At 65.3% G+C, this 24242-nt stretch carries 21 protein-coding genes; 12 read left to right on the forward strand and 9 right to left on the reverse strand.

Annotated elements, in window-relative coordinates; translation table 11 throughout:
- Window positions 1-7 precede the first annotated feature (7 nt).
- Window positions 8-1066 carry an epoxyalkane--coenzyme M transferase gene (locus JY451_05830; GenBank protein ID QZH76592.1) on the forward strand — a complete coding sequence of 353 codons (1059 nt, stop codon included), beginning with the start codon at window positions 8-10 and terminating at the stop codon, window positions 1064-1066.
- Here the strand turns inward: JY451_05830 and JY451_05835 are convergent.
- The 3 genes from JY451_05835 to JY451_05845 form a co-directional block, all read right to left on the reverse strand.
- On the reverse strand, window positions 1063-3510 hold the full coding sequence (locus JY451_05835) for a YadA-like family protein (protein ID QZH76078.1): 2448 nt from the start codon (window positions 3508-3510) through the stop codon (window positions 1063-1065). The two genes, JY451_05830 and JY451_05835, sit on opposite strands and share 4 nt — an antisense overlap.
- 214 nt (window positions 3511-3724) lie before the next feature.
- Window positions 3725-5911 carry a YadA-like family protein gene (locus JY451_05840; GenBank protein QZH76079.1) on the reverse strand — a complete coding sequence of 729 codons (2187 nt, stop codon included), beginning with the start codon at window positions 5909-5911 and terminating at the stop codon, window positions 3725-3727.
- A gap of 127 nt (window positions 5912-6038) precedes the next feature.
- Complete coding sequence (locus JY451_05845) at window positions 6039-7223, reverse strand: phosphatidylserine/phosphatidylglycerophosphate/cardiolipin synthase family protein (GenBank protein ID QZH76080.1); 1185 nt, start codon at window positions 7221-7223, stop codon at window positions 6039-6041.
- 103 nt (window positions 7224-7326) lie between these two features.
- Here JY451_05845 and JY451_05850 point away from each other — a divergent pair, with 103 nt between their 5' ends.
- Window positions 7327-7671: a DNA-directed RNA polymerase subunit omega gene (locus JY451_05850; GenBank protein ID QZH76081.1), complete on the forward strand. Its 345-nt coding sequence runs from the start codon at window positions 7327-7329 to the stop codon at window positions 7669-7671.
- A 55-nt stretch (window positions 7672-7726) separates the two neighbouring features.
- Here the strand turns inward: JY451_05850 and JY451_05855 are convergent, their stop codons facing one another.
- Complete coding sequence (locus JY451_05855; protein ID QZH76082.1) at window positions 7727-8527, reverse strand: sterol desaturase family protein; 801 nt, start codon at window positions 8525-8527, stop codon at window positions 7727-7729.
- Between the two features lie 80 nt (window positions 8528-8607).
- Between JY451_05855 and JY451_05860 the strand changes: the two genes are divergently transcribed.
- Both JY451_05860 and JY451_05865 read left to right on the forward strand, forming a co-directional pair.
- On the forward strand, window positions 8608-9684 hold the full coding sequence (locus JY451_05860; protein ID QZH76083.1) for a DUF3667 domain-containing protein: 1077 nt from the start codon (window positions 8608-8610) through the stop codon (window positions 9682-9684).
- Complete coding sequence (locus JY451_05865; GenBank protein QZH76084.1) at window positions 9681-10643, forward strand: hypothetical protein; 963 nt, start codon at window positions 9681-9683, stop codon at window positions 10641-10643. Before JY451_05860 ends, JY451_05865 begins: the two co-directional genes overlap by 4 nt.
- Here JY451_05865 and JY451_05870 read toward each other — a convergent pair.
- The 3 genes from JY451_05870 to JY451_05880 all read right to left on the reverse strand — a co-directional run bounded on the left by JY451_05870 (window position 10621) and on the right by JY451_05880 (window position 14571).
- Window positions 10621-11331, reverse strand: coding sequence for a 2OG-Fe(II) oxygenase (locus tag JY451_05870; protein ID QZH76085.1), 711 nt, complete (start codon window positions 11329-11331; stop codon window positions 10621-10623). The two genes, JY451_05865 and JY451_05870, sit on opposite strands and share 23 nt — an antisense overlap.
- A gap of 23 nt (window positions 11332-11354) precedes the next feature.
- Window positions 11355-13256, reverse strand: coding sequence for an ATP-dependent zinc metalloprotease FtsH (gene ftsH, locus JY451_05875; GenBank protein QZH76593.1), 1902 nt, complete (start codon window positions 13254-13256; stop codon window positions 11355-11357).
- Between the two features lie 130 nt (window positions 13257-13386).
- Entirely contained in the window at window positions 13387-14571 is a 1185-nt protein-coding gene (locus JY451_05880) for a winged helix-turn-helix domain-containing protein (protein ID QZH76086.1), read from the reverse strand.
- 64 nt (window positions 14572-14635) lie between these two features.
- Here JY451_05880 and JY451_05885 point away from each other — a divergent pair, with 64 nt between their 5' ends.
- From JY451_05885 to JY451_05910, 6 genes are all read left to right on the forward strand, one after another.
- Window positions 14636-16681, forward strand: coding sequence for a TonB-dependent receptor (locus JY451_05885; protein QZH76087.1), 2046 nt, complete (start codon window positions 14636-14638; stop codon window positions 16679-16681).
- Between the two features lie 221 nt (window positions 16682-16902).
- Window positions 16903-17097 carry a hypothetical protein gene (locus tag JY451_05890; GenBank protein QZH76088.1) on the forward strand — a complete coding sequence of 65 codons (195 nt, stop codon included), beginning with the start codon at window positions 16903-16905 and terminating at the stop codon, window positions 17095-17097.
- Complete coding sequence (locus JY451_05895) at window positions 17097-17690, forward strand: hypothetical protein (protein QZH76089.1); 594 nt, start codon at window positions 17097-17099, stop codon at window positions 17688-17690. The genes JY451_05890 and JY451_05895 overlap by 1 nt, the downstream gene beginning before the upstream one ends.
- Window positions 17687-18109: a hypothetical protein gene (locus tag JY451_05900; protein ID QZH76090.1), complete on the forward strand. Its 423-nt coding sequence runs from the start codon at window positions 17687-17689 to the stop codon at window positions 18107-18109. The genes JY451_05895 and JY451_05900 overlap by 4 nt, the downstream gene beginning before the upstream one ends.
- Entirely contained in the window at window positions 18106-18318 is a 213-nt protein-coding gene (locus JY451_05905; protein ID QZH76091.1) for a helix-turn-helix transcriptional regulator, read from the forward strand. The genes JY451_05900 and JY451_05905 overlap by 4 nt, the downstream gene beginning before the upstream one ends.
- A 110-nt stretch (window positions 18319-18428) precedes the next feature.
- Window positions 18429-19229, forward strand: a complete 801-nt coding sequence (locus JY451_05910; GenBank protein QZH76594.1) for a class I mannose-6-phosphate isomerase — start codon at window positions 18429-18431, stop codon at window positions 19227-19229.
- 104 nt (window positions 19230-19333) lie between these two features.
- Here the strand turns inward: JY451_05910 and mmsB are convergent, their stop codons facing one another.
- Both mmsB and JY451_05920 read right to left on the reverse strand, forming a co-directional pair.
- Window positions 19334-20206 carry a 3-hydroxyisobutyrate dehydrogenase gene (mmsB, locus tag JY451_05915; GenBank protein QZH76092.1) on the reverse strand — a complete coding sequence of 291 codons (873 nt, stop codon included), beginning with the start codon at window positions 20204-20206 and terminating at the stop codon, window positions 19334-19336.
- Between the two features lie 53 nt (window positions 20207-20259).
- On the reverse strand, window positions 20260-21261 hold the full coding sequence (locus tag JY451_05920; GenBank protein ID QZH76595.1) for a helix-turn-helix transcriptional regulator: 1002 nt from the start codon (window positions 21259-21261) through the stop codon (window positions 20260-20262).
- 140 nt (window positions 21262-21401) lie between these two features.
- Between JY451_05920 and cysD the strand changes: the two genes are divergently transcribed.
- Window positions 21402-22307 carry a sulfate adenylyltransferase subunit CysD gene (gene cysD, locus JY451_05925; protein ID QZH76093.1) on the forward strand — a complete coding sequence of 302 codons (906 nt, stop codon included), beginning with the start codon at window positions 21402-21404 and terminating at the stop codon, window positions 22305-22307.
- On the forward strand, window positions 22307-24232 hold the full coding sequence (gene cysN / locus JY451_05930) for a sulfate adenylyltransferase subunit CysN (GenBank protein ID QZH76094.1): 1926 nt from the start codon (window positions 22307-22309) through the stop codon (window positions 24230-24232). Before cysD ends, cysN begins: the two co-directional genes overlap by 1 nt.
- Window positions 24233-24242 lie beyond the last annotated feature (10 nt).

Raw genomic sequence — 24242 nt, forward strand, 5'->3', positions numbered from 1 at the left:
CGAGCTTATGCTGGCGCGCGAAGCCGGCGATGACGTGTCGGCGGAAGCGGTGGACGAGGCGGTGGAGCGCGCCACGGCAGAGATCGTCGTCCGCCAACAGGCCGCGGGGATCGACGTGGTCAACGACGGCGAGATGTCCAAGCCCAGCTACGCCACCTATATCAAGCACCGCCTCTCAGGCTTCGGCGGCGAGGCGGGGCAGTACGAATTCGCCGATCTGGAGGCCTTCCCCGGTGCCAAGGCGCAGGTGTTCGGCAACAAGGGCCGCGCCAAACGCTCGGCCCCCGCCTGCACCGCGCCCATCACCGTGATCGACATGGAGGCCCCGCGCGTCGATGCCGAACGGCTTGGCCGCTTTGCAGGCAGCAGCGCCACATTCATGTCCGCCGCCAGCCCCGGCGTCACCGCGCTGTTCTTCCCCAACCAGTTCTACCCCAGCGACGAGGACTATGTCTTCGCCCTCGCCGAAGGACTGCGCCACGAATACGAGACCATTGCCGCTGCCGGGATCATCCTGCAGGTCGATTGCCCCGATCTGGCGATGGGGCGGCACGTGCAGTTCACCCACCTCTCGCTGGAGGACTTCCGCAAGCGCATCGCCATGAACGTCGCCGCGCTCAACCACGCGCTGGCGAACATTCCGGCGGAGCAGTGCCGGATGCACCTGTGCTGGGGCAATTACCCCGGCCCGCACCACTGCGACGTTGGCTTAAGCGAAATCGCCGACATCGTCTGGAGCACCAAGCCACAGACCGTGCTGATCGAAGGCGCCAATCCGCGCCATGCGCACGAATGGGTCTTCTTCGCCGATCACCCGCTGCCCGCCGACAAGATCCTCTGCCCCGGTCTTGTTGAGCCGCAGAGCCCCTATATCGAACACCCCGAACTGATCGCCCAGCGCATCGGCCGCTACGCCGACCTGCTTGGGCGCGAGCGGGTGCTGGCGGGAGTCGATTGCGGCTTCTCGGTCCACGCGGGGAGCAACGTGCTCGATCCGGAGATCGTCTGGGCCAAGCTGGCGGCGCTTGCCGAAGGCGCCGCCATTGCTTCGGCGCGGTACTGCTAGAAGCCGATCCCCAGCCCCACGCGCCCGCCCCATTCGCCGCCGCCGGTGCTGCCGCTGACGCCTGCCGAGACATAGACCTGTTCGGAAACGCGCCCGGTCAACGACCCGGCGACTCCCTGTTCCCCGCCGTAGGTCGCGGCATTGACCCAGAGCGAGAGATTGCTGCCGGGAATGATCGGCGCATTGCCCATCGCCATCGCCGCCGCAATCCCGCCGGAGAGCTGTTCGTCAAGCTCGTCGAGCCGGAAGTTGGTCGCTGCCAACCCGCTTTCGAGCGACCCCACGCGGCCCGACAGCGCACTGAATTGCGCATCTGTCACCGCCGCGAGGTAATCGACGCTGACCCGGACATTGGCGACGCTGGCGGCACTGGCAACGTTCGAGACACCCAGCGTTCCGGCGCTGTCGATGGTGACGACCTGCTCCTCGCCCACTTGCACAGCGTCCGAAGCCATGATGTCGCCGATGGCGACCGAGGAGCCTGCCCCGCCGATCATCACCTGGTTGGCGGCAGTGGTGTTGGCGAGGTAGCCCACTGCGGTCGACTGGATCTCGTCGGCAACCGCGCTGTCGCCCACCGCGGTGCCGCGGGTGGCGGAGGCACTGGCTCCGGCACCCACCGCCGTGCCGCGGGTTCCGGAAACGGTGGAAGAAAAGCCCACCGCCGTGCCGCTGATGCCGGTGACATCGGTCGACCGGCCCACGGCCGTCGCATTCTGCGCATCGGCCCGCGCCAGCGCGCCGAAGGCCGAGCCGGATAGGCCGGTGGCCCCTGCAGAGGCGCCCACGGCTGTGGCATTGTTGTTGGTCACTTCCACCGCATTGCCCAGCGCCACGCTGCGTAGGCCGGTAACGAGCGCATCGCGCCCGATCGCGGTGGCGTCCTCTGCCAGTGCCTCGGCGTCGACGCCCAAAGCGATGGATTGCGCCCCGGTGGCCTGTGCGCCCAGCGCCAGATCATCCACTCCGTCGCCGCCGATGGAAATGGCGCCAAGGCCGGTCGCCTGCGCGGAGGAGCCGACTGCAATCGCATTGCCGCCATTGGCCCTCGTGGGCGCTCCAAATGGATTGCCACTGGTCCCTGCCGGGCCAGCACTGAGGCTGCCGAAGTTCGTCCCGCCGATAGCGATATTGCCGGTGTTGCCCAAGCCGCCCGCAGTGGTGGCAAAGGCGCCCAGCGCAACCTCGTTGAATCCGGTTGCCGAACTTTCGAAACCACCGGCAAAGCTGACTTGGCCTGCGTCGCTCGCCCCGCCCACGGCGGTCGCACCAGTGCTCAGCGCCTGGGCGGACGAACCCAGCGCCGTTCCGCCACTCGATGAACTCGCAGACGAGTTGCCCAGTGCGACGCTGGAATTGCCCGCGGCTGTTGTGCTCTTGCCGATGGCGATGCCGAAAAACCCGGTTGCCGCAGCCGAGGTGCCAATAGCCAGCCCGGATTCCAGAGCGGCATTGGCGCCATTGCCGATGGCGACGGTCGACGCGCCTACCGCATCGGAGTTGGAACCAAGCGCAATCGCGCGTTCGCCATTGGCGGTGGCGGTGTTCGCGAACAGGGTTCCCCCGCCGATCGCCACCGACTCAAGGCCAAGCGCCTGCGCGAACTGGCCCCCGGCAAACGAGCGGATCCCGGAGCCCTGCGCCCCCTGGCCGACTGCTGTCGCCCCGTCGGCGCTGGCGTTGGCCTGCCCGCCCAACGCCGTCGCATTGATCTGCGCCGTGCTGTCGAAGCCCAGCGCCACCGCGCCGCCGTTTAGCGTGCGGGCATTGCTGCCGATGGAGATCGAGCGGCTGCCGGTGCTGGTCGCATCTTCGCCGATCGAAATCGTGCCCGCGCCCGTCGCCTGCGCTCCCGCTCCTCCAGCATCTGCCCCGTCGCCGCCGATGGCGATGGCTCCCACCGCGTTGGCCGTGGTGGCTGTGCCAATGGCGATGGCGCGGTCAGCTATCGCGCGGGCGCCGGTGTTCCCGCCCTCTTCCCCGCCGATGGCAATAGAGCCGATCCCGCTCGCTTGCGGAAACAGGGCGTTGCCGCCGCCGATCGATACCGAACCTGCTCCGGTGGCTCTGGCGTTGACCCCCACCGCGAGCGACTTGTCGGCGCTTGCTTGCGCTCCGCCGCCCAGTGCTGCCGACTGATTGCCGGTCGCCTGGGAAAAAGCACCGACCGCAGTAGCGACGAATTGCGTAGCATCGGAATTGGCACCGATGGCGGTGGAAGCGCTGCCAGATGCGACGGCATTCAGACCGCATGCGAGACTGCCATCGTCGTTCAGCGAATCGGCTCCAGCGTCGTTGTCGGTCCCGGCGTCGACCACGCCGTCGTTGTCGCGATCGAGCAGGCAATCGTCAGCTCGCGCCTGCTGCGGGGCGAGCAAGAATGCTGCTCCGGCAGTGCTGGCGAGCAGGGTGGCGGCAAACAGGGTGCGCTTGGTGGTGTTCATTTCGGGTTCCCTCCAGTGGAATGTTTCCCACCGGAAAGGCACCCGCTGCGCCCTTCCGGCAAGGATACGAGAAAGCGGAGCGACCCGAACTGTTGTGCAAGAATCAGCGGTGCGGGGAAGGGCGCTCGGCCCCACCCGCACAACCGTTATAGAACACCCGTCCGCGACCACGTCAATCGCGCACTACGAGCGGAAATCCCGTTTCGGGACGGCGTTACCACCCCAGCGTAAAACCGACCCGTCCGGCGGTGCTGCCCCGGCGGTTGAATCCCGTCGCCACCCCGGCGTTCACCGCCAGATTGTCGCTTACCAGCGCGCCGATTTGCACCGATCCGGCGTGCGCCCCGTCATAGGTGCCGACATTGGCGGTGAGGTTGAAGTGCTTCTCGGGCAGGAACACCGCACCACCCATCGCGACCGCCACGGCAGTGGACCCGGCGATCCTATCGTCGAGCCGCTCCAGCCCGAATTCGAGCGCATCCATCCGCGTGCCCAGCATCCCCACATCATTGCTGAGCGCACTGAACTGCGCATCAGTCACCGCCGCGAGGTAATCGACGCTGACCCGGACATTGGCGACGCTGGCGGCACTGGCCACGTTCGAGACACCCAGCGTTCCGGCGCTATCGATGGTAACGACCTGCTCCTCGCCCACCTGCACGGCATCGCTCGCCATGATGTCGCCGATGGCGACCGAGGAGCCTGCCCCGCCGATCATCACCTGGTTGGCGGCAGTGGTGTTGGCGAGGTAGCCCACTGCGGTCGACTGGACCTGGTCCGCCACCGCGCTGTCGCCCACCGCCGTGCCGCGGGTGGCGGAGGCACTGGCTCCGGCACCCACCGCCGTGCCCCGGGTGCCGGAAACGGTGGAAGAAAAGCCCACCGCCGTGCCGCTGATGCCGGTGACATCGGTCGACCGGCCCACGGCCGTCGCATTCTGCGCATCGGCCCGCGCCAGCGCGCCGAAGGCCGAGCCGGATAGGCCGGTGGCCCCTGCAGAGGCGCCAACGGCTGTGGCATTGTTGTTGGTCACTTCCACCGCATTGCCCAGCGCCACGCTGCGCAGGCCGGTAACGAGCGTATCGCGCCCGATCGCGGTGGCGTCCTCCGCCAGCGCCTCGGCATCGACGCCCAAAGCGATGGATTGCGCTCCGGTGGCGCGGGCGCCGAACTGGCCCCCCGTATCGTCATCCGCCCCGTCCCCTCCGAAAGCCATGGCGCCAAGCCCGCTGGCCAGCGACAGGTTGCCGAGCGCCAGCGCCGATGCCCCGGTCGATTGCGCAGCTGTGCCCAGCGCAATCGAATTGCCGCCGTTGGCAGTGGTGCGGGTACCTGACGGGGAAATGCTAACGCCGGTGCTGCCGTAAGACCCGCCGGCTGAGCTTGTCCCGCCGATAGCGATATTGCCGCCGCTGACCGCGCCGCCTGCGGTCGTCGCAAAGCCGCCAATGGCGACATCGGCTGCGAAGAGAGCCTGGGCTCCGCTCCCGACCGCCAATGCATCGGCCGCCGCTTCCGAATCCACGCCGATCGCTGTCGCGTTGATCGAACTGGCGGTGGCCGAGGCGCCCAGGGCAGTTGAACCCAGATTGGTTGCCGAACTGCTGTTGCCGACCGCAGTGCCTGAGTTGTCCGTTGCCGTGGCGCGATTGCCCAGCGCGACCGTGTGCGCACCGGCCGCTGAGCTGTCGACCCCGATGGCGATCGAATTGGTACTAATAGAACGTGCGCCGAATCCATCGTTATCGGCGTCGCTGCCGATGCCGATGGCGCGCAACCCGGTGGCGTTCGCGCGTGCGCCCAAGGCAGTGGAAGTAGTGCCGCTGGCTATCGTGTCGGCCCCGACGGCGGTGGAATCGGCTCCGCTGGCGGATGCTCCGCCGACGCCAAGATCGGTTCCGTCGCCCCCCAAGGCAACTGCGCCCTGACCCGAGGCCGCGCTGCTGCGGCCCAGCGCCACGGCGGATTCAGCCGTGGCGATGGCCGCCTGCCCCACGGCAACGGCGTTGATCGTATTCGCCACCGCGCTCTGCCCGACCGCCAACGCATTTTGTCCGGTGGCATCGGCATTGTGACCAAGCGCGGTTGCATCAGCAGCGGTGGCATCGGCGATGCGCCCGACAGCGACTGTGCGGTCCGCCGTGGCATTGCTGTTGGAGCCGATAGCGGTGGCAAAGGATGCCGTGCCCGTATTAGCCCCAATTCCGCAAGCAGTCGAGGTGTCGTCGTTATTCGAATTGGCCCCTCCATCGTTATCGGTCCCGGCATCGACCACGCCGTCATTGTCGCGGTCGAGCAGGCAGTCGTCGGCGCGGGCCTGCTGCGGGGCAAGCAAGAATGCTGCTCCGGCAGTGCCGGCGAGCAGGGTGGCGGCGAACAGGGTGTACTTGGTGGTGAGCATAGGTAGTCCTCCCGAGGTGAAATCCCCTTCGGAAGAACGCGCACTACGCCCGCCCGAACAGGGACAGAAATGCGGTGCGACCCGTTATGCTTGATTGCCTGTCAGTAGATCACCACTCTCACGCGGGTCAATCCGCGCCGCCCGATAACCCCAGATTGAGCCGCCGGGTGACGGTGTAATCGAGCACGCCGACCAGCAGCCAGCTAATCCACCACTTGGCGCGGTTGAGCAGGGTTGCGTTGCGGGCGTGGGCCTCCGGCGTCACTTCCTCGCTCGCCGGAATATGCTGGTGGATATAGGCGCGCATCGTCTCCGCCAGCGCCGCATCCTCGATCCGCAGCACCACTTCAAGATTGAGATAGAGGCTGCGCATGTCCAGGTTGGCGCTGCCGAGATAGACCGCATCGTCGAGCACGATCAGCTTGGTGTGCAGCTTGCACGGCTGGAATTCGTAGATCTTCGCGCCCGATTCCAGCAGCTTCTTGTACAGCGCGCGGCTGGCCCCGATGGTGGCGCCATTGTCGCTCTTGCCCGCAAGCACCAGATGCGTGTGCCCCTTGCGGGCGATCTGGCGGATCCGCTTGCGCAGCTTCAGGTTGGGCGAGAAATAGGCCATCATCATGTCCAGCCTCTCGCCCTCGGCCAGATCGAAGCGGATACAGCGCGCCCAGCTCGATAGCCCCTTGGTCGGCCCCCCGATCAGCAATTGCACCGGCCCGCTTCCTGCATCCCATTCGCGAACCCGGCGACGGATATCGCGGAACTGCGCCTTTTCGTTGATCGCCCAGGCTTTCAGCTCGGCAAACCAATCCGCAAGCCGCTGCACCACCGGGCCTTCGAGCCGGAAGCCGAGGTCGTTCCAGCCATTGTCCTGCGGCGGGGAGAAGTAGTCGTCCTCCACATTGAACCCGCCGAGCATCGCGACGGTATCATCCGCGAGGACGATTTTCTGGTGGTTGCGGATCAGCGCCCGGCGCGACCAGCGGGCCATGAAAATGCAGAAGCAGCCACCCGCGGCAGTCATTTCGGCAAAGAACGCCTGATCGACGCTGGCACCGAACCCGTCGACGATCAGCGTCACATCGACCCCGCGCAGCGCGGCGGCCACCAGCGCATCGCGCACTTCTTCCCCCACCCCGTCGGCAGCAAAAATGTAGAAAGCGATTTTCAGGCTATCCTGCGCCGAATTGATGATGTCGAGCAGCGCCGTGCGGCGATCCTTACCCGCCGGATAGAAGATGAAGGACAGCCCCTGCGCTTGCGCCGCGAATGGTTCGGGGTCGCTCCAGGCGGCAATCTGCGGATCGGTCATAGCCCTTGATAGCACCCCTCGCACTGTGGAAAACCTTGACGAGCGCGCCTTGCCCGACTATCTGCGCGGCTTTCCGACAACACCAGCTATATCGGAGTGCCCCATGGCGCGCGTTACCGTCGAAGATTGTGTCGACAAGATCCCCAACCGTTTCGACCTCGTGCTGCTGGCAGCCCAGCGTGCGCGCGAGATTTCCGGCGGGGCAGAACTGACCATCGACCGCGACCGGGACAAGAACCCCGTCGTCGCCCTGCGCGAAATCGCCGAGACCACGGTGAAGCCCAAGATCCTGCAGGAATCGCTGGTGCAGTCGCTGCAGAACATCCTGCCCGATGAAGAGGACGAGGCCGACGATATCGGTTCGCTGAGCCAGTCGGCCGAGGCGATGCGCCTTTCCGCCGCTGCGCCTGCCCGCTCGACCTCGATCGGCGGCGATTACGACGGCTGATTCGAGGCTGAAACGAATTTGAACGGGGCCGTCCGAAAGGGCGGCCCTTTTCGTATCATCGCCGCGTAAACGGCAGCCACAGGCTGAAACCCAGCCTTGCAGGCCGATCATCCTGCCATTCGGCCAGCCCTATCGCCATGCTTTCCTGCGGATCGCGCGCGCTGCCGCGATAGGTGCCGAACAGGCGATCCCACAGGGTCAGCGCGGTGCCGTAATTGCTGTTGGTTTCCTCCATCCGTACCGAATGGTGAATGCGGTGCAGGTCGGGCGTGACGATCAGCTTGCGCACCATGCTTTCGACGCGCGCGGGCAGCGCGAGGTTGGAATGGGTCCACAGGGTGAATAGCGCAAAGCCCGTTTCGAACACGACCACCGCCAGCGCCGGCGCGCCAAGCGCTGCCACCACGCCCATCTTCCAGCCCATCGACAGGACGATTTCCAGCGGATGGAATCGCGCCGCCGTGGTAACGTCGAAATCGCGGTCGGTGTGGTGGACGCGGTGCAGGCGCCACAGCCACGGAACCCGGTGGGTGGCCCAGTGCTGCACCCACAGCGCCAGATCGAGCGCCAGCAGGGTGAGCGCGAAAGCCAGCCAGCCGGGAACAGCGATGGTGTTGAACAGCCCCCAGCCACGTTCTGCCGCCAGCAGCGCGGTGCCGAGCATCGCCAGCGGCAGCAGCAGCCGCACCGCCAGCGTATCGATTGCGAACAGTGCCAGGTTGGTCACCCACCGCCGCCCTTTGGGCTGCAGCCCGCGGCGGAAGGGCAGCACCAGTTCGAGTGTGGCGAACAGCAAGAAGCCTGCCGCGATTACGGCGAGGCCGATGATCGGCGCTGTTTCGGGGGTGAAGTCCACCTGAAGGATGTGGTCTGCCGCGCCTTCCAGCGCAAGCCGCCCTGTCCTATACTCCAACCGCGAACAGGAGCGCGGGGCGGATGAGCGACATCATGGAGGGTATCGGCACGGCGGCGAGCGGCGGGCTGTTTGCGCGTGTGCTCGAACCCGAATCGGGCGCGAAGGCTCCCGATCCGCACCAGCCGGATAATTGCCTCAATTGCGGCACGCCGCTCACCGGCGCCTATTGCTCCGCCTGCGGCCAGAGCGGCCACGTTCACCGCACCATCGGCGCCTTCATGCACGACCTGCTGCACGGCGCGCTGCATTTCGAAGGCAAGCTGTGGCGCACCCTGCCGATGCTGGTGTTCCGCCCCGGACAATTGACCCGCCGCTATATCGAGGGCCAGCGCGCCCGCTTCGTCAGCCCGATGGCGCTGTTCCTCTTCAGCGTGTTCCTGATGTTCGCGGTGTTCCAGATGGTCGGCCTGACCGCGCCCAGCACCGTCAACGGGAGAGGTCTCGACGGCGCGGATCTGAATGGCGGCGTCGTTGCGGTGGACAACAACGTGGAGGAGCAGCGTGCCGCCCTGCGGGAGCAACTGGACACGCTGGCTCCCGGCGATCCGGCGCGCGCCGAGGTGCAGGAAGATCTCGGCGTGCTCGACGCGACGCAGGACGGGATCGAGCAGCTCCAGGAATTCCGGAACAGCGGCCTTGACGAGAGCAATGTCACGCTCACCGGCATCGAAGCCATCGATGCCGGACTGATCGCGAAATGGAACGAAAACCCCGGCCTGATGCTCTACAAGTTGCAGGCAAATGCCTACAAGTTCAGTTGGCTCCTGATTCCGATTTCAATCCCGTTCGTCTGGCTGGTATTCGCATGGAAGCGACGTTTCCGGGGATACGATCACGCGATCTTCGTCACCTATTCATTGAGCTTCATGACCATCCTGTTCATCGTAGCTTCGCTGCTGGGGGTGGCGCGGGTGCCGAGTGCGCTGATCGGGCTGCTGGTGATGCTGATCCCGCCGGCGCACCTCTACAAGCAATTGCGCTATGCCTACGATCTCAGCCGCTTCTCGGCCTTCTGGCGGCTGCTGGTGCTGAGCGTGTTCATCTGGATCATCGTCTTCCTGTTCCTCGAAGCCCTGCTGTTGCTGGGGGCCGTGTGAGCGCCACTCTCGATTTCCCGCACCGGGTCGATGCCCTGCGCGGCGATGTGCAATGGGCGAGCACCAGCGTGGCACAGTTGCGCGCGGCGACCTTTCTCGACGGGCGGGAGACCTTCTGGAGCGGGTCGCGGGTGGAGGCACTGGCCGAACGTCCGGCCCCCGAAGCGCAATCGCCGGGAATGATCTTCCATGTCGGGTTCTGTGGTTCGACGCTGCTGGCGCGGCTGCTTGATCGGTCAGGCTCCGTGCTGGTGCTGAAGGAGCCGCAGGCGCTGGCCGATCTAGCCAGTCAGGCACCGCAACTTGGCGAGGCGCGGCTCGCCGAGGTGCTGGGCTGGGCCATGCCGCATCTCGCCGCCGCTGCTCCGGCGGGGGAGGCCTGCGTCATCAAGCCCTCGAACTGGATCAACGGTCTCGCCCCGGCGCTGGCGGGCGGCGGGCACGTGAGGCGGGCGATATTCCTGACGATGGCGCCCCGCGCCTACCTTCGCGCGGTGTTTCGCGGCGGGCGTGATCGGCTGGCGCACTGCCTGCGGCTGGCGGAACTGCTGGCTCATTCCGTGGCGGGCGGCGGTGAGCTGGTGCGGGCGGCGATTGCCCGGGCCGACGATCCGCTTGACCGTTCGGCGCTGCTGGTCGTGCTGTTGCACCGCTTCCAGCTCGACCTCTTCGACCGGGCGGAGACACGGCTGGCGGATGGCTGCGCCCTAAGGATCGATCACGCCGAACTGGCCGCTGATCCGCTGGAGGCCACCCGCAGGGCAGCAGCGGTGCTCGATCTGCCGGGGGAGCCGACGGCGGACTTCGATGCGGCCCGCCATTCGAAGGACATGGCTCAAGTCTCCTCGGCCGACGCCGAGGAATCAGCCAACCGCGAGATCGAACACCATCACGGGGCGCGCTTCGACATGGCGCTCGCTTGGTTTGAAAGCCGGATTACCGCCGCAGCCAGCCGGTAACCGAATAGCGCCTGAAGGGACTGGCGCGCGTCACCTCGCTGACTGAATGCATCTGCGGCACGGCGAACAGGTTCAGCCGGTTGAACCCCGGCACGAGTGCTTCGGCAGCGTGGCCGTCAGGATGGTGCATCAGGAACAGCCCGCCCCATTCGATCCGCCATTGCGGATTGAGGCTCATGACGTAGGCAGCGCTGCGGTTCTTGCCCGCGACATCGTCATCGTGGCGGGTGAGGAAGTCGCCCGGCGAATAGGCGGTGGCCTGCGCATCGGCGAATTCAATCCGCGCATCGCCCGTCACCTGCCGCAACAGGTCGCGCGCAGGGCCGTGCGAAAGGAAGCGGGCGAAGGCGAACAGCAGGTCATCGCTTGCGGCACGTTCACTGTCGTCATCGGGCACGCGCACGGTTTCATAGCGGAACTGGAAGTCCTGCCGCGCCCCGGCATAGACCGCCTTGTCGAGGGCCTCCTTCTGATCCCGTGTCAGCGCGGCCTGCCCTGCGCGATCGAACTCGAAAACCTTGTCGTGCCCGCTGTTGATCACCTGCCGCCAGTCGCTCCGCTCGCGCAGCAGGCGATAGAGCGCTTCGGCCTGTTCGTGCTTCACAAAGGGTGCAAGCGTGACACGGCCGCTGGCGGCATATTCCGCCGCCAGCGCGCCTGCGTCTAACGATTCGTGCAGCGAGAACACCTGCTGCGGCCACGCGCGCCGTGTCAGGCCCCTTGCGGAGCCTCGCCGCCGCCGAAGCGCTTGCCTGCCTTGGGGATCGAGGAGCCGTGGGTGCTCGGCACGAGGATCGGCCCGCTTGGCGCATTGGGGCGGTCGATCTTTCCGTTCGCCATGAGCTGGTTGATCTCGTCCCCGGTCAGCGTCTCGTATTCGAGCAGCGCCTGCGCCAGCAGGTGAAGCTTGTCCTCCTGCTCGGTCAGGAGATCGGTAGCGCGCTTCAGCCCGCCTTCGACCAGTTCCTTGATCTCGGCATCGATCAGCTTGTTGGTTTCGGCCCCTGCCATCGTCCGGGTGGTCTGCCCCATGCCGAGATAGCCCTCCTGGCTCGATTCGTACTGGAGCGGGCCAAGCTTGTCGGACATGCCCCACTTGGTCACCATGTTGCGCGCAAGATCGGTAGCATACTGGATATCGCCCGAAGCGCCGCTGGAGACCTTGTCATGGCCGAAGATGATCTCCTCCGCCACACGGCCACCCATCGCCACTGCCAGGTTGGCGTGCATCTTGTCGCGATGATACGAGTAATTGTCCCGTTCCGGCAGCCGCATCACCATGCCCAGCGCACGGCCGCGCGGAATGATGGTGGCCTTGTGGATCGGGTCCGACGCCGGTTCATTGATCGAAACTAGCGCATGGCCGGCCTCGTGATAGGCGGTCATCTTCTTCTCGTCCTCGGTCATCACCATAGACTTGCGCTCGGTGCCCATCATCACCTTGTCCTTGGCGTCCTCGAATTCCTGCATGGCGACCAGCCGCTTGTTGCGGCGGGCGGCGAGCAGGGCGGCTTCGTTGACCAGGTTGGCGAGGTCCGCGCCGGAGAACCCGGGTGTGCCGCGGGCGATGGTGCGCGGATTGACGTCGGGTGCCAGCGGCAGCTTCTTCATGTGCACGCCGAGGATCTTTTCGCGCCCGTCGATATCGGGGATCGGCACCACGACCTGCCGGTCGAACCGGCCCGGACGCAGCAGCGCCGGGTCGAGTACATCGGGGCGGTTGGTGGCGGCGATAATGATGATGCCTTCGTTCGCCTCGAACCCGTCCATTTCCACCAGCAACTGGTTCAGCGTCTGCTCGCGCTCGTCGTTCGAATTGCCGATGCCATTGCCGCGATGGCGGCCCACGGCGTCGATTTCGTCGATGAAGACGATGCACGGCGCGTTCTTCTTCGCCTGTTCGAACATGTCGCGCACGCGGCTTGCACCCACGCCGACGAACATCTCGACGAAGTCCGAACCCGAAATCGTGAAGAACGGCACCCGCGCCTCACCCGCAATGGCGCGGGCCAGCAGGGTCTTGCCGGTACCAGGCGAACCGACCAGCAGCGCGCCCTTGGGGATCTGCCCGCCAAGCTTGGAGAAGCGCTGCGGATCCTTGAGGAATTCGACGATTTCCTCCAATTCCTCTCGCGCTTCATCGATGCCCGCGACATCGGCAAAGGTGACACGACCCTGCTTTTCGGTAAGCAGCTTGGCCTTCGATTTGCCGAAGCCCATGGCGCCCGAACCGCCGCCCTTCTGCACTTGCCGCAGCGCGAAGAACGCGATGCCGAGGATCAGCAGGAACGGCAAGGTCTGGATCAGGATGTAGAGCAGCATGTTGGTCTGCTCGGGCTGGGTGCCGGTGTATTGCACGCCTGCTTCTTCGAGCTGCTCGGTGAGCCGCACATCACCGGGAACCGGCGTGGTGGAAAAGCGCTCGTCATTCCGCAACACGCCGGTTATGCGGTCGCTGGCCAGGGTGACCTCGCGGACGCTGCCTTCCTCGACCTTTTCCTTGAAATCGGAATAGAGGATCGGCGTGCCCGGCGCTTCGCTCTGCCCGCCGAACATCGATACTGCCAGTAGCAGCGCCATGAAAATGCCGCCCCAGACCAGCAGGCTCTTCATCCAGGGGTTGGGCTGTTCTTCGGGCTCGCGGTTGTCACTCATGCAAAGGGAATCCTTTCAGGCGTCCAATGTAGGCGCGGCTGGGTGAATGGCAAGATAACGTCGATACGGGATTTCGGGTGGGGATTTGCTAGTCGTGCGGGCGAGCGACCAGCAGACGGTTCGCAAGATTGGCTCCCCGCTGGCCGCTGATTAGGAACAGGGCTTCGAACCCTTCGCCCTCCGCCACATCTGCGAGTTCGGCAGGCAATACACTCCCGGCAACCAGCGGAGCGATTCCGCGAAGGCCGGTATCGCGCTGGCTTGCCACCACTATAACCTGCGCGCCGGTGCTGGCGGTGTAGCGGGCCACGTAGGCATGATCCTCATAGAATGCCGGGCTGGGCAGGCTGCGGGCTTCGCTGCTGGTCCAGGTCTCTCCGCTGGCGCGGTCGACCAATTCGTCATAGCTGTTGCCGATGGCGAAGCCGCCGGCACGGAAGTTCTGTTCCTCCAGCACATGCATCCCCGACAACAGCCCGACATAGACCACGTCGAAATAGTTGAGCATGTCGGGCTGGACGCCGGAGGCGGGGATGACGGTGACTTCCTCGCCTGCTTCGGTGAGCAGCGGCAGCACTTCGAGCAACCCGTAGGCGCTGGAAAAGGGCAGGTAATTCAGCCCGACGTCCTCGGCATTGCCGTAACGCTCCGGCTCGGCCTCTTGCAGGGCGGCGAGTTCCTCCGCCGAATCGATGCGGAAGTCGCGGATCAGGCGCCCTTCATCCGGGCGGACCGGATCGATCTCCCCGAACAGGTAATAGTCGCCGAGCACCAGCAGCACCGGGCGATTCGATTCGGCGAGCGGCTGCCAGATGGGATTGGGCACGCTGGGGCGCTGAACGAGGTAGAACGCGATAGCAGCGATCAGGACGACTGCGAGACCGCCGAGCAGGGCGGGAGCAAGTCGGCCCGGTCGTGCGCGCGTAGGCTCTGGCGGGGACGCCGTTTCATTCGCGGTTCCTTGCGGCCGCAAGGCATAAATCCCGGATGGCAGTTCCAGCCGTGTCCCCGCTTCGCCCCTACCCTTCGACGCATAGTGATCGTCGATCTTCTTGCGCAGCCGATGAACATAGACCCGCACCGTGGCATCGTCGGCATCGGCCTCGCCTTGCCCGAAAACCTCACGAGCGATCTCTTCCTGCGTCGCCGGTGCCGCATCCGGGCCACGCGACGCCAGCCAGTCGAACAGATCGCGCAGCCTCCCGCTAGCCCCGGCCACTCCGGCCTGCCGCAAGCGCTCCGCCTCGGCTGCAAATAGCGATGTAACGTCCATGTAACGTACCGATTACCGTAATTTACGGTGCGGCGCGAGAGGGATCGCGGCAGGTCGATTGACTATGTCCAGATCGATCCGTCTTTCGCTGCTTCTGAGCGCTGTCGCGCTGCCCATCCTGTCCGCACCCGCCATCGCGCAGGAAGAAGCGCAAGAAGATGCCGAGACCGGGGAGACGATCTACGTATACGGGCGCGGTGAGGAGCGGATCGGCACGGCGGGCGCCGCCAGCGAAGGCGGCATTGCCGGGGCGGATATCGACCTGCGCCCGCTGCTGCGCCCTGGCGAATTGCTTGAAGCTACCCCCGGCCTGATCGCCACCCAGCATTCGGGCGGCGGCAAGGCCAACCAGTTCTTCCTGCGCGGATTCAATCTCGATCACGGGACCGACTATTCGGTCTATCTCGACGATGTCCCGCTCAATTTCCGCACCCACGGCCACGGGCAGGGCTATCTCGATGTCAACGGGCTGATCCCGGAAACGGTGGCGCGGGTCGATTACCGTAAGGGGCCGTACAGGGTGGACGCGGGCGATTTCAGCTTCGTCGGTTCCTCCGCGATCACCACGCACGACCGGATGGCTCCCTTCGTGAGCGTGGAGGCGGGTAGCTTCGACTATTACCGCGTGGTCGGCGGCGGATCGGTGCCGCTGGCAGGCGGTGATCTGCTGCTGGCCGGGCAGGCCAAGTTCAACAACGGCCCGTGGCAATTGCCCGAAGATTTTGAAGGCTATTCGGCGCTGGCCAAGTTCTCACGTCCACTGGGCCAAGGCGAATTTTCGCTCAGCTACAACTATTACAGCGCCAACTGGGCGCCGACCGAGCAGGTGCCTGATCGCATAGTCGGCACGGAGCTCTGCGCGGACCGCTACTGCTCGCTCGACCTGACCCTGCGCGGGCGCACCGAACGCGGGATCGTCACCGCAGGCTACGTTTCGGATGACTGGCGGGTCACCGCCTGGGGCCAGCACTATGACTGGAGCCTGCTCAACAATTTCACTTTCCTGCTCGAAGACCCGGTGAACGGGGACCAGATCCGCCAGTTCGAAAGCCGCTGGAGCCTGGGCGGGCGGGTCGAGCATACCGCGCTTTTTTCCGACGCCTTCTCGCTGCGGGTGGGCGGCGAGGTGCGGCACGATGATATCGGCCCGATCGGGCTGGACGAGACCATCGCGGGCGAGACCGAGTTCAATTACAACAGCTTCGGTGTGCGCGAGACGTCGCTCGGGCTTTATGCGGAAGCCGTGTGGCGACCGACCGAACGGCTGATGGTGATCGCGGGGCTGCGCGGAGACTGGTACGACTTCGAGACGCAAGCGCTTGACGGTGTCGACGTCTGGTCGGGCGAAGCGAGCGACCATGTCTTCTCCCCAAAGCTGGGGGTGAACTATGAAGTCGCCGACGGCGTGGCGCTCTACGCCAACTGGGGCGAGGGCTTCCATTCGAACGATGCGCGCGGCGTCACCAATCCCGCCAGTCCAGCGCCGGGGCTGGTCGAGGGCCACTTCGAGGAGGTCGGAGGGCGGTTCGAACGTGGCGGGCTGATCCTTACCGGGGTCTACTGGTGGAGCAGTATCGAAAGCGAGCTGATCTACGTCGGCGATTCGGGCGCGGTCGAACCCAGCGATCCGGGGCGGCGGCATGGCTATGAATTGACTGCCTTCTGGCGCCCCACCCGCTGGCTTGCGCTCGACGGCGTTTGGACCGGCACCACGTCTCGCTTCGAGGGCCTGCCCGCAGGAGAAAACTTCGTTCCCGGTGCGCTGGAGAATTCGGGCGAACTCGGCGTGATCGCCGCCTTCCCCGAATGGAACGCCGCCGCCCGGCTGCGCTATCTCGGCCCGCACCCGTTGGTGGAGGACAATTCGGTACGCGGCGCTTCGACAACGCTGGTCAATGCCCGTCTGGCCTGGACTCCGCAGCGCCAAGACCTTTTGCAAGGCTGGGAATTTCACGCCGAACTGCTGAATGCCCTCGGCTCGCAGGCTGACGATATCGACTATTACTACGAAACCCGCTTGCCGGGTGAGCCGCCGGGCGGCGTGCTCGGCACCAATAGCCGCGTGGTCGAACCGCGCCAGCTGCGGGTGGGAGTGACGAGGCGGTTCTGATGGGGCCGTTCTGATTCGGGCAATGGGAAGGCGCAGCATTGCGGGCCGCGCCTGCCCGACGAGGCCCCGCCTGCGAGCATGGTGCAGGCGGGGCCTTTTTATGTCTTTACTCCAGATACTTGTGCAGCTTTGGTCAAGCCTCCCGGTCATTTTGACAAGTGACCTTGACAACGGAATGCAGAAAGTCTAGTTTCCTTTACATCGTAACAAGGGAGCTTGACATGACTACAGCCGCAAAGGCGCTTATCTGGAGCGCCGTAATCGCCCTCTATGCCCTGGCCGCGGCCACCGGCTGGCTCGACGAGGACGTGGCCCGGACCATGTTCATCGTCCTGCCGGTGCTGATGTGGACTTCGATCCGGGCATCGCGCGGCTGCGCGCCCTGTGGCCTGTTCCGCCGCGCAGGAGGCGAATGATGACTGCCGCTGCCGTAACTCCAGCCAAACCCGGCGTGTGGGCGGGCCTGTTCTGCGTAAACATGGCGCTGATCGCGGTGCTGCATATCAGCGAGGCGATCGAGCCCCCGGTACCGTGGATCCTGATGGCTCTGAACATGGTGCTGCTGGTTCCGATGGGCCGCGCGGCGATGCGGCAACAGGAAGCGAAAGGCGCGATCAGCCCGGCGCTGCGGCGCTACAATGCGCGGGCGCTGGCGAGCATGGCCCTCTACGCAGTGGCGATGATCGGCGCGGGCAACCTGCATGACAGCGTCGCCGAAGGCTCGTCGCTAATGTGGCTGCTCGCGCTGGTGCCGGTTCTCCCTGTGATCGGGCTAATCTGGGCCATGTATCGCTACTACCACGAGGAAACCGACGAGTTCCTGCGCCACCGCCATGTTACCGCCGCGCTGGTCGGCCTGCTGCTGGTACTGCTGCTGGGCACCGTCTGGGGCTTCCTCGAAATGTTCGGATTGGTTCCGCAGGTGTGGAACTGGTGGGTGGTCCCCGTCTGGGCAATCGGCCTCGGTCTCGGCACCTGCTGGCCCCGCCGCGAAGGAGAAGACGCGTGACATCCGCATTCAAGAAGCCCGAGGCGCGACGGTACCTGATCCGGCTTGCGCTGGCGATGGCGGTCTATCTCGGATCGCTCTACGCCGCAGAGGTGCTGATCGAAGATGGCGGCTTGAGCGGCTGGCCCGCCTATGCGCTGGCCGCGCTGCCCGGTCTGTCGTTTGCCGCCGTGTTCTGGATCTTCGCCCGCCTGGTCGTGGAGGAACGCGATGAATTCCAGCGATTGCTCTACGTCCGCCAGGGGATGGTCGCCACCGGCCTCGCGCTGACGGCGGCGGCGGTGTGGGGCTTTCTCGAAACCTACCTGCCGGTCGGCCATGTCGAGGCGTTCTGGTGGCCCACCATCTGGTGCTTCGGGCTTGGCGTGGGCGCGCTCTACAACAGGGTGACAATGGGCACCGTGGGAGACTGCGCGTGAAGAATCGCCTTCGCGTCCTGCGCGCCGAGCGCGAATGGAGCCAGCAGGACCTCGCCGACCGGCTGGACGTCAGCCGCCAGAGCGTCAACGCCATCGAGACGGGAAAATACGATCCCTCGCTCCCGCTCGCCTTCCGTATTGCCGATGTGTTCGGGCTGCGGATCGAGGAGATTTTCCTGCGCGATGTAGAAGCGCAGGCGGCGCAGTAGTCTGGCTCCTCCCCAGCCGGGGTGGAATTGCGCGGGGCTTTGTGCAAATCGCAACATTTCCTCTGCAACAGGCGGCGATGATGCCCGTCGGAAAGTGTGAGCCCGAAACCATGCTGCTGCCGATCCGTACGGTCGAGAAGGTCTGGGGCTGCGACGTCCTGCCCGCGCCTTTCACCGCGTCCGAGGGAATGCGGGTGGGCGAGATCTGGTTCGAGCCGCCGCCGGAACTGGCCGAACTGTTGGTGAAGTACCTGTTCACCAGCGAGAAACTCTCGGTCCAGTGCCACCCGTCTGACGATCAGGCCGAGGCGGCGGGGCTGGGGCGGCAGGGCAAGGAAGAGTGCTGGCTGGTGGTCGCAGCCGAACCGGGCGCCACGCTCGGCGTAGGGTTCCGCGAGGAGCTTTCGCCCGAAGCGATGCGCGCGGCCGCGCTCGATGGGTCGATCGAGGATTTGCTGGTCTGGCACCCGGTGCGGGCGGGGGACTTCTTCTATATCCCGGCGGGCACCGTCCACGCGATCGGGCCGGGCTGCGCGATCATCGAGGTGCAGCAGAATTCGGACGTGACCTACCGCCTCTACGACTATGGCCGCCCGCGCGAACTGCATCTGGATGCCGGGATTGCCGTGGCGCGCGGCGTGCCGCATCCGCCCCAGTTGCGTGGGTCGCTGCCAGCGAGCGGCCATGCGTCGCTGGTGGACGGCCCCCATTTCACGCTCGATCTGGTGCATGGGGTAGCCGATGACGCATTGCTCTATGGCTATGCCCGGGCGCTGCTGGTGATCCCGCTGTCGGGCCAGGTGCTGGTTTCGGGCGAAGTGGTGAAGCCCGGCGAATGTGCGCTGGCGCCTGACCTTGCCAGCGTCACCTTCGCCCCCGCTGGGAAATGCCTGCTGGCCGCGCCTGTTTAACCCCTTCCGTCACCCCGGCCTCCGAGCCGGGGTCCCGCTTGGGCAAAGGGTGTTGCCATATCGGAAGAAGCGGGACCCCGGATCAAGTCCAGGGTGACGATAAATCACTGATACTCGGTAATGATCGCGCTGAAATCGCGCCCGCCATTCCCTGCCGCGTCGAAAGCCTCGTAAAGCTCCCGCGCCTTCGCGCCGATGCGCGGATCGACGCCCGCCGTTTCCGCCGCCGCCATCGCCAGCCGCAAGTCCTTCAACATCAGGGCGGTGGCAAAGCCGCCCTGATAATCGTTGTCGGCAGGCGTCTTCGGGCCGACGCCGGGGACCGGACAATAGCTCGTCATGGACCAGCACTGGCCCGAACTGACGCTGGAAATGTCATAGAAGGTCTGCGGATCGAGCCCCAGTTTCTGCGCCATGGCAAAGGCTTCGCAGGTGCCGATCATGTGGATGCCGAGCAGCATGTTGTTGCAGATTTTCGCCGCCTGCCCGTTGCCTGCCGGCCCGGCGTGGATCACTGCCTTGCCCATGGCTTGCAGCACTGCTTCAGCGCGGGCGAAGCCTTCGGCGCTGCCGCCGACCATGAAGGTCAGCGTCCCCGCATCGGCTGCGGCAATCCCCCCCGAGACCGGCGCATCGACCATCGGATAGCCCGCCTGGGCCGCCGCTTCGGCAACCTCGCGCGCGGTGGCGACATCGATGGTCGAACAGTCGATCAGCACCGCGCCCGCCGGGGCATGGCCGATCACGCTGTCGGTATAGACCGATTTCACAATCGCCCCGTTGGGCAGCATCGAGACGACCGCTTCCACCCCTTCGCAGGCTTCGGCGGCACTGGTGAAAGTGGCGCAGCCCTTGCCCTGCGCCGCCGCCAGCGCGGGCTCCGACAGATCGAAGGCGCGCACCTCGTGCCCCGCCTTCGCCAGGTTCGCGGCCATTCCGCCGCCCATGTTGCCAAGCCCAATGAATGCGATTTTCATTCGTCTCTCTCCTTGTGCTTTGGCCTGTCAGAGCGCGCGGGATTTCGCAAGGCTCACGCCAGCGCCAGCACTCCTGTGAGCACGTGGCGCACCAGATCGACCTGCCCGCGCGCGCCGGTCTTGGCATATATCTTCTTCGAGTAATTGCGCGCGGTTTCCACCGTGAGCCCGTGTTCCTGTGCCGCCTCGGCAATCGACAGGCCCTGTGCCATCGACCAGGCCAGCCGCGCTTCCGAAGGAGTCAGATCGAACAGATCGACCAATTGCTCCGCCCGGTCGGCAGAGGATGAACGGTCGCCGCGAATATAGACCACCGCAACGGCATCGTTGCCCCCTGCCTCCAGCCGGAGCGGGGCGACTAGGATGTCGATCCACGGATCGTGGCTGAGATTGATCGCGCGCGGGCGGGCGCGGGGATTGGCAGCGAAGGTACGCACCAGCGCGGTCAATTGGCGATCGACGACGGGGGAGGACGGGGTGAGCCGGTCATAATGCCCGCGCCGCAGCGCCCCTGATTGCTGGAGCAGCCGCGCAGCCTGCGCGTCGCAGTCGACGATGCGTCCTCCTGCCGCCAGCGAAATCCAGCCGAAATTGATTCGCGCAAAGGCCTCCGCGCTCATTTCGGACCGGGCGCGTTCGCGCTCCATCGCCGCCAGCACTTTCAGCGCAACCTTGAAATGCGGAGCGAGCGCGGTGAGCAGTTGGGCTATATCCGCCCCCATCTCGCGCGCGCCCGCCACCACCAGTGCCGCATCCAGCCCGGTGCCGCTGGTGAGCCGCATGGCGCGCAGGTTCGGTGCACCCTCCCCCACCGTGTCCACCAATTCGCTCAGCGCGTAAACCCGCTCCTCGCGCATGGTGCGTCGCGCCGCGCCCTTGTCGCTCACCCGGTCGGCGAACAGCGTATCGAGCAGCGGGGACCACTCGCCGCTTGCCGATGTCAGCCGCACCGTATCTTCCCCCTGCGACGATCGCAGCACGATCCCGGCATAATCGGCGCGCGCCACCTGCCGCAGCCGGGCGAGGAAGGTCTGCCACATCGGCTGTTCGAACATGCCATCATGCAGCGGCACCAGCAGATCGGTCTCGCCAAGATTGGGAACACGCATAGCCTACTCTTACCTCCTCCCATTTGGGAGGTCCAGATTGATCCCATCCTGCCTATCTGCGGCGCCAAGCAACAAAGGCCATCCCGATGACTGCACCCCTGACCCATCTCCAGCGGCTCGAAGCCGAGGCGATCCACATCATCCGCGAAGTCGCGGCGGAATCGGAAAAGCCGGTCATGCTCTATTCGGTGGGCAAGGATTCCGCCGTGATGCTGCACCTGGCGCGCAAAGCCTTCTATCCCGCGCCGCCGCCCTTCCCGCTGCTGCATGTCGATACAACCTGGAAGTTCCAGGCCATGTACAAGCTGCGCGACGAGATGGCCGCCAAGACCGGCATGGAACTGCTTGTCTACCAGAACCCCGAAGCCGCCGAGCGCGGGATCAATCCGTTCGACCACGGCCCGCTGCACACCGACATGTGGAAGACCGAAGGGCTCAAGCAGGCGCTCGACCTCTATGGCTTCGATGCAGCTTTCGGCGGCGCGCGGCGGGACGAGGAAAAGAGCCGGGCGAAGGAGCGCATTTTCTCGTTCCGCACTGCCAGCCACGGCTGGGACCCGAAGAACCAGCGGCCCGAACTGTGGAACCTCTACAACGCCCGTAAGCGCAAGGGCGAGAGCATCCGGGTGTTCCCGATCTCCAACTGGACCGAATTGGACGTGTGGCAATATATCCAGCTGGAGAACATCGAGATCGTCCCGCTCTACTTCGCCGCCCCACGCCCCACGGTCGAACGAGACGGGATGCTGCTGATGGTCGACGACGACCGCTTCCCGCTCGCCGAAGGGGAAGAGCCGGTGATGCGCTCGGTCCGCTTCCGCACGCTGGGCTGTTATCCGCTGACCGGCGCGGTCGAAAGCGAGGCGGCGACGCTTTCCGAAGTGATCCAGGAAACGCTGCTCACCACCACCAGCGAACGGCAGGGCCGCGCAATCGACAAGGATGCCGGCGGCGCGGGCATGGAGAAAAAGAAGCAGGAGGGGTATTTCTGATGACTCAAGAGACTCTTGGGGAAGCCATCTACCAGACCGATGCCCTCATTGCGGAGGACATCGACGCCTATCTCGAAACCCACCAGCACAAGACCATGCTGCGCTTCATCACCTGCGGCAGCGTGGACGATGGCAAGAGCACGCTGATCGGGCGGCTGCTCTACGATTCGAAGATGATCTTCGAAGACCAGCTTGAGGCGCTCAGCGCGGACAGCAAGAAGGTCGGCACGCAGGGGCAGGATATCGATTTCGCATTGCTGGTCGATGGTCTCGCTGCCGAGCGCGAGCAGGGTATCACCATCGATGTCGCCTACCGCTTCTTCAACACCGAAAAGCGCAAGTTCATTGTTGCCGACTGTCCGGGGCACGAGCAGTACACGCGCAACATGGTGACCGGCGCTTCTACCGCCGATCTTGCCGTGGTGATGATCGATGCGCGCAAGGGCGTGCTGGTGCAGACGCGGCGGCATTCGTACCTGTGCCACCTGATCGGCATCAAGAACCTGGTGCTGGCGGTGAACAAGATGGACCTGGTCGGTTACGACCAGGCGGTGTTCGACACAATCGTCGCCGACTATGCCGAATTCGCGAAGAGCATCGGCATCGAAAGCTTCACCGCGCTGCCGATTTCCGGCTTCAAGGGCGACAACATCACCATCGCTCCCAGCGAGAATACCCCGTGGTATTCGGGGCCCAGCCTGATCGAGCATCTCGAAAGCGTCGAGGTGCTGTCCGACATTGCGGCGGACAAGCCGTTCCGGATGCCGGTGCAATGGGTCAATCGCCCCAATCTGGATTTCCGGGGCTTTGCGGGGCTGATCTCGAGCGGGCAGGTCAAGCCGGGCGATGCGTTGCGCGTGTTGCCTTCGGGCAAGACCAGCACGGTCAAGTCGATCGTCACCTTCGGCGGCGAGCTTGAGGAAGCCGTTGCAGGCCAGTCGGTCACGCTGACGCTCAACGACGAGGTCGATTGCTCGCGCGGCGACGTGCTCAGCGTCGCCGACAATCCGCCCGAAGTGGCCGACCAGTTCGAAGCCACGCTGGTATGGCTCAACGACGAGGACCTGCATGTCGGTCGCGGCTACTGGCTGAAGCTGGGCACCCAGACCGTTTCCGCCACGGTGCAGCAGCCCAAGTACCGGGTCGACGTCAACACGATGGAGCACCTGGCTGCCAAGAGCCTGTCGCTCAACGACATTGGCGTCGCCGAAGTGTTCGCCGACAAGCCGCTGGTGTTCGAATCCTATGCCGAGAACCGCACGCTCGGCGGGTTCATCCTGGTCGACAAGATCACCAATGCCACCGTCGCTGCCGGGATGCTCAACTTCAGCCTCCGCCGCAGCCAGAACGTGCACTGGCAGGCAAGCGACATCAGCCGCCAGCACCACGCGGCGATGAAGAACCAGACTCCGCGGGTGCTGTGGTTCACCGGGCTTTCGGGTTCGGGCAAGTCGACGATCGCCAACGAGGTGGAAAAGCGGCTGGCGTGGATGAACCGCCACACCTTCCTGCTCGACGGCGACAATGTCCGCCACGGGCTTAACAAGGACCTGGGCTTTACCGAGGCCGACCGGATCGAGAATGTCCGCCGGATCGGAGAAGTGTCAAAGCTGATGACCGACGCCGGGCTGATCGTGCTCACCGCCTTCATCAGCCCGTTCCGCGCCGAACGCGACATGGTGCGGGGAATGCTGGCGGATCACGAGTTCATCGAGATATTCGTCGACACCCCGCTCGAAGTGGCCGAAGCGCGCGACGTGAAGGGGCTCTACAAGAAGGCGCGGGCGGGCCAGCTGAAGAACTTCACTGGCATCGACAGCCCCTATGAAGCGCCGGAGAAGCCCGAGATCGTGGTCAACACGGTGGAGATGACCCCCGAAGAAGCAGCCGAGTTCATCATCCACACTATCTGGCCGCTGAAGTGAGTAACCCAAG

This window comes from Erythrobacter sp. (assembly GCA_019739335.1).
Classification (GTDB): domain Bacteria; phylum Pseudomonadota; class Alphaproteobacteria; order Sphingomonadales; family Sphingomonadaceae; genus Alteraurantiacibacter.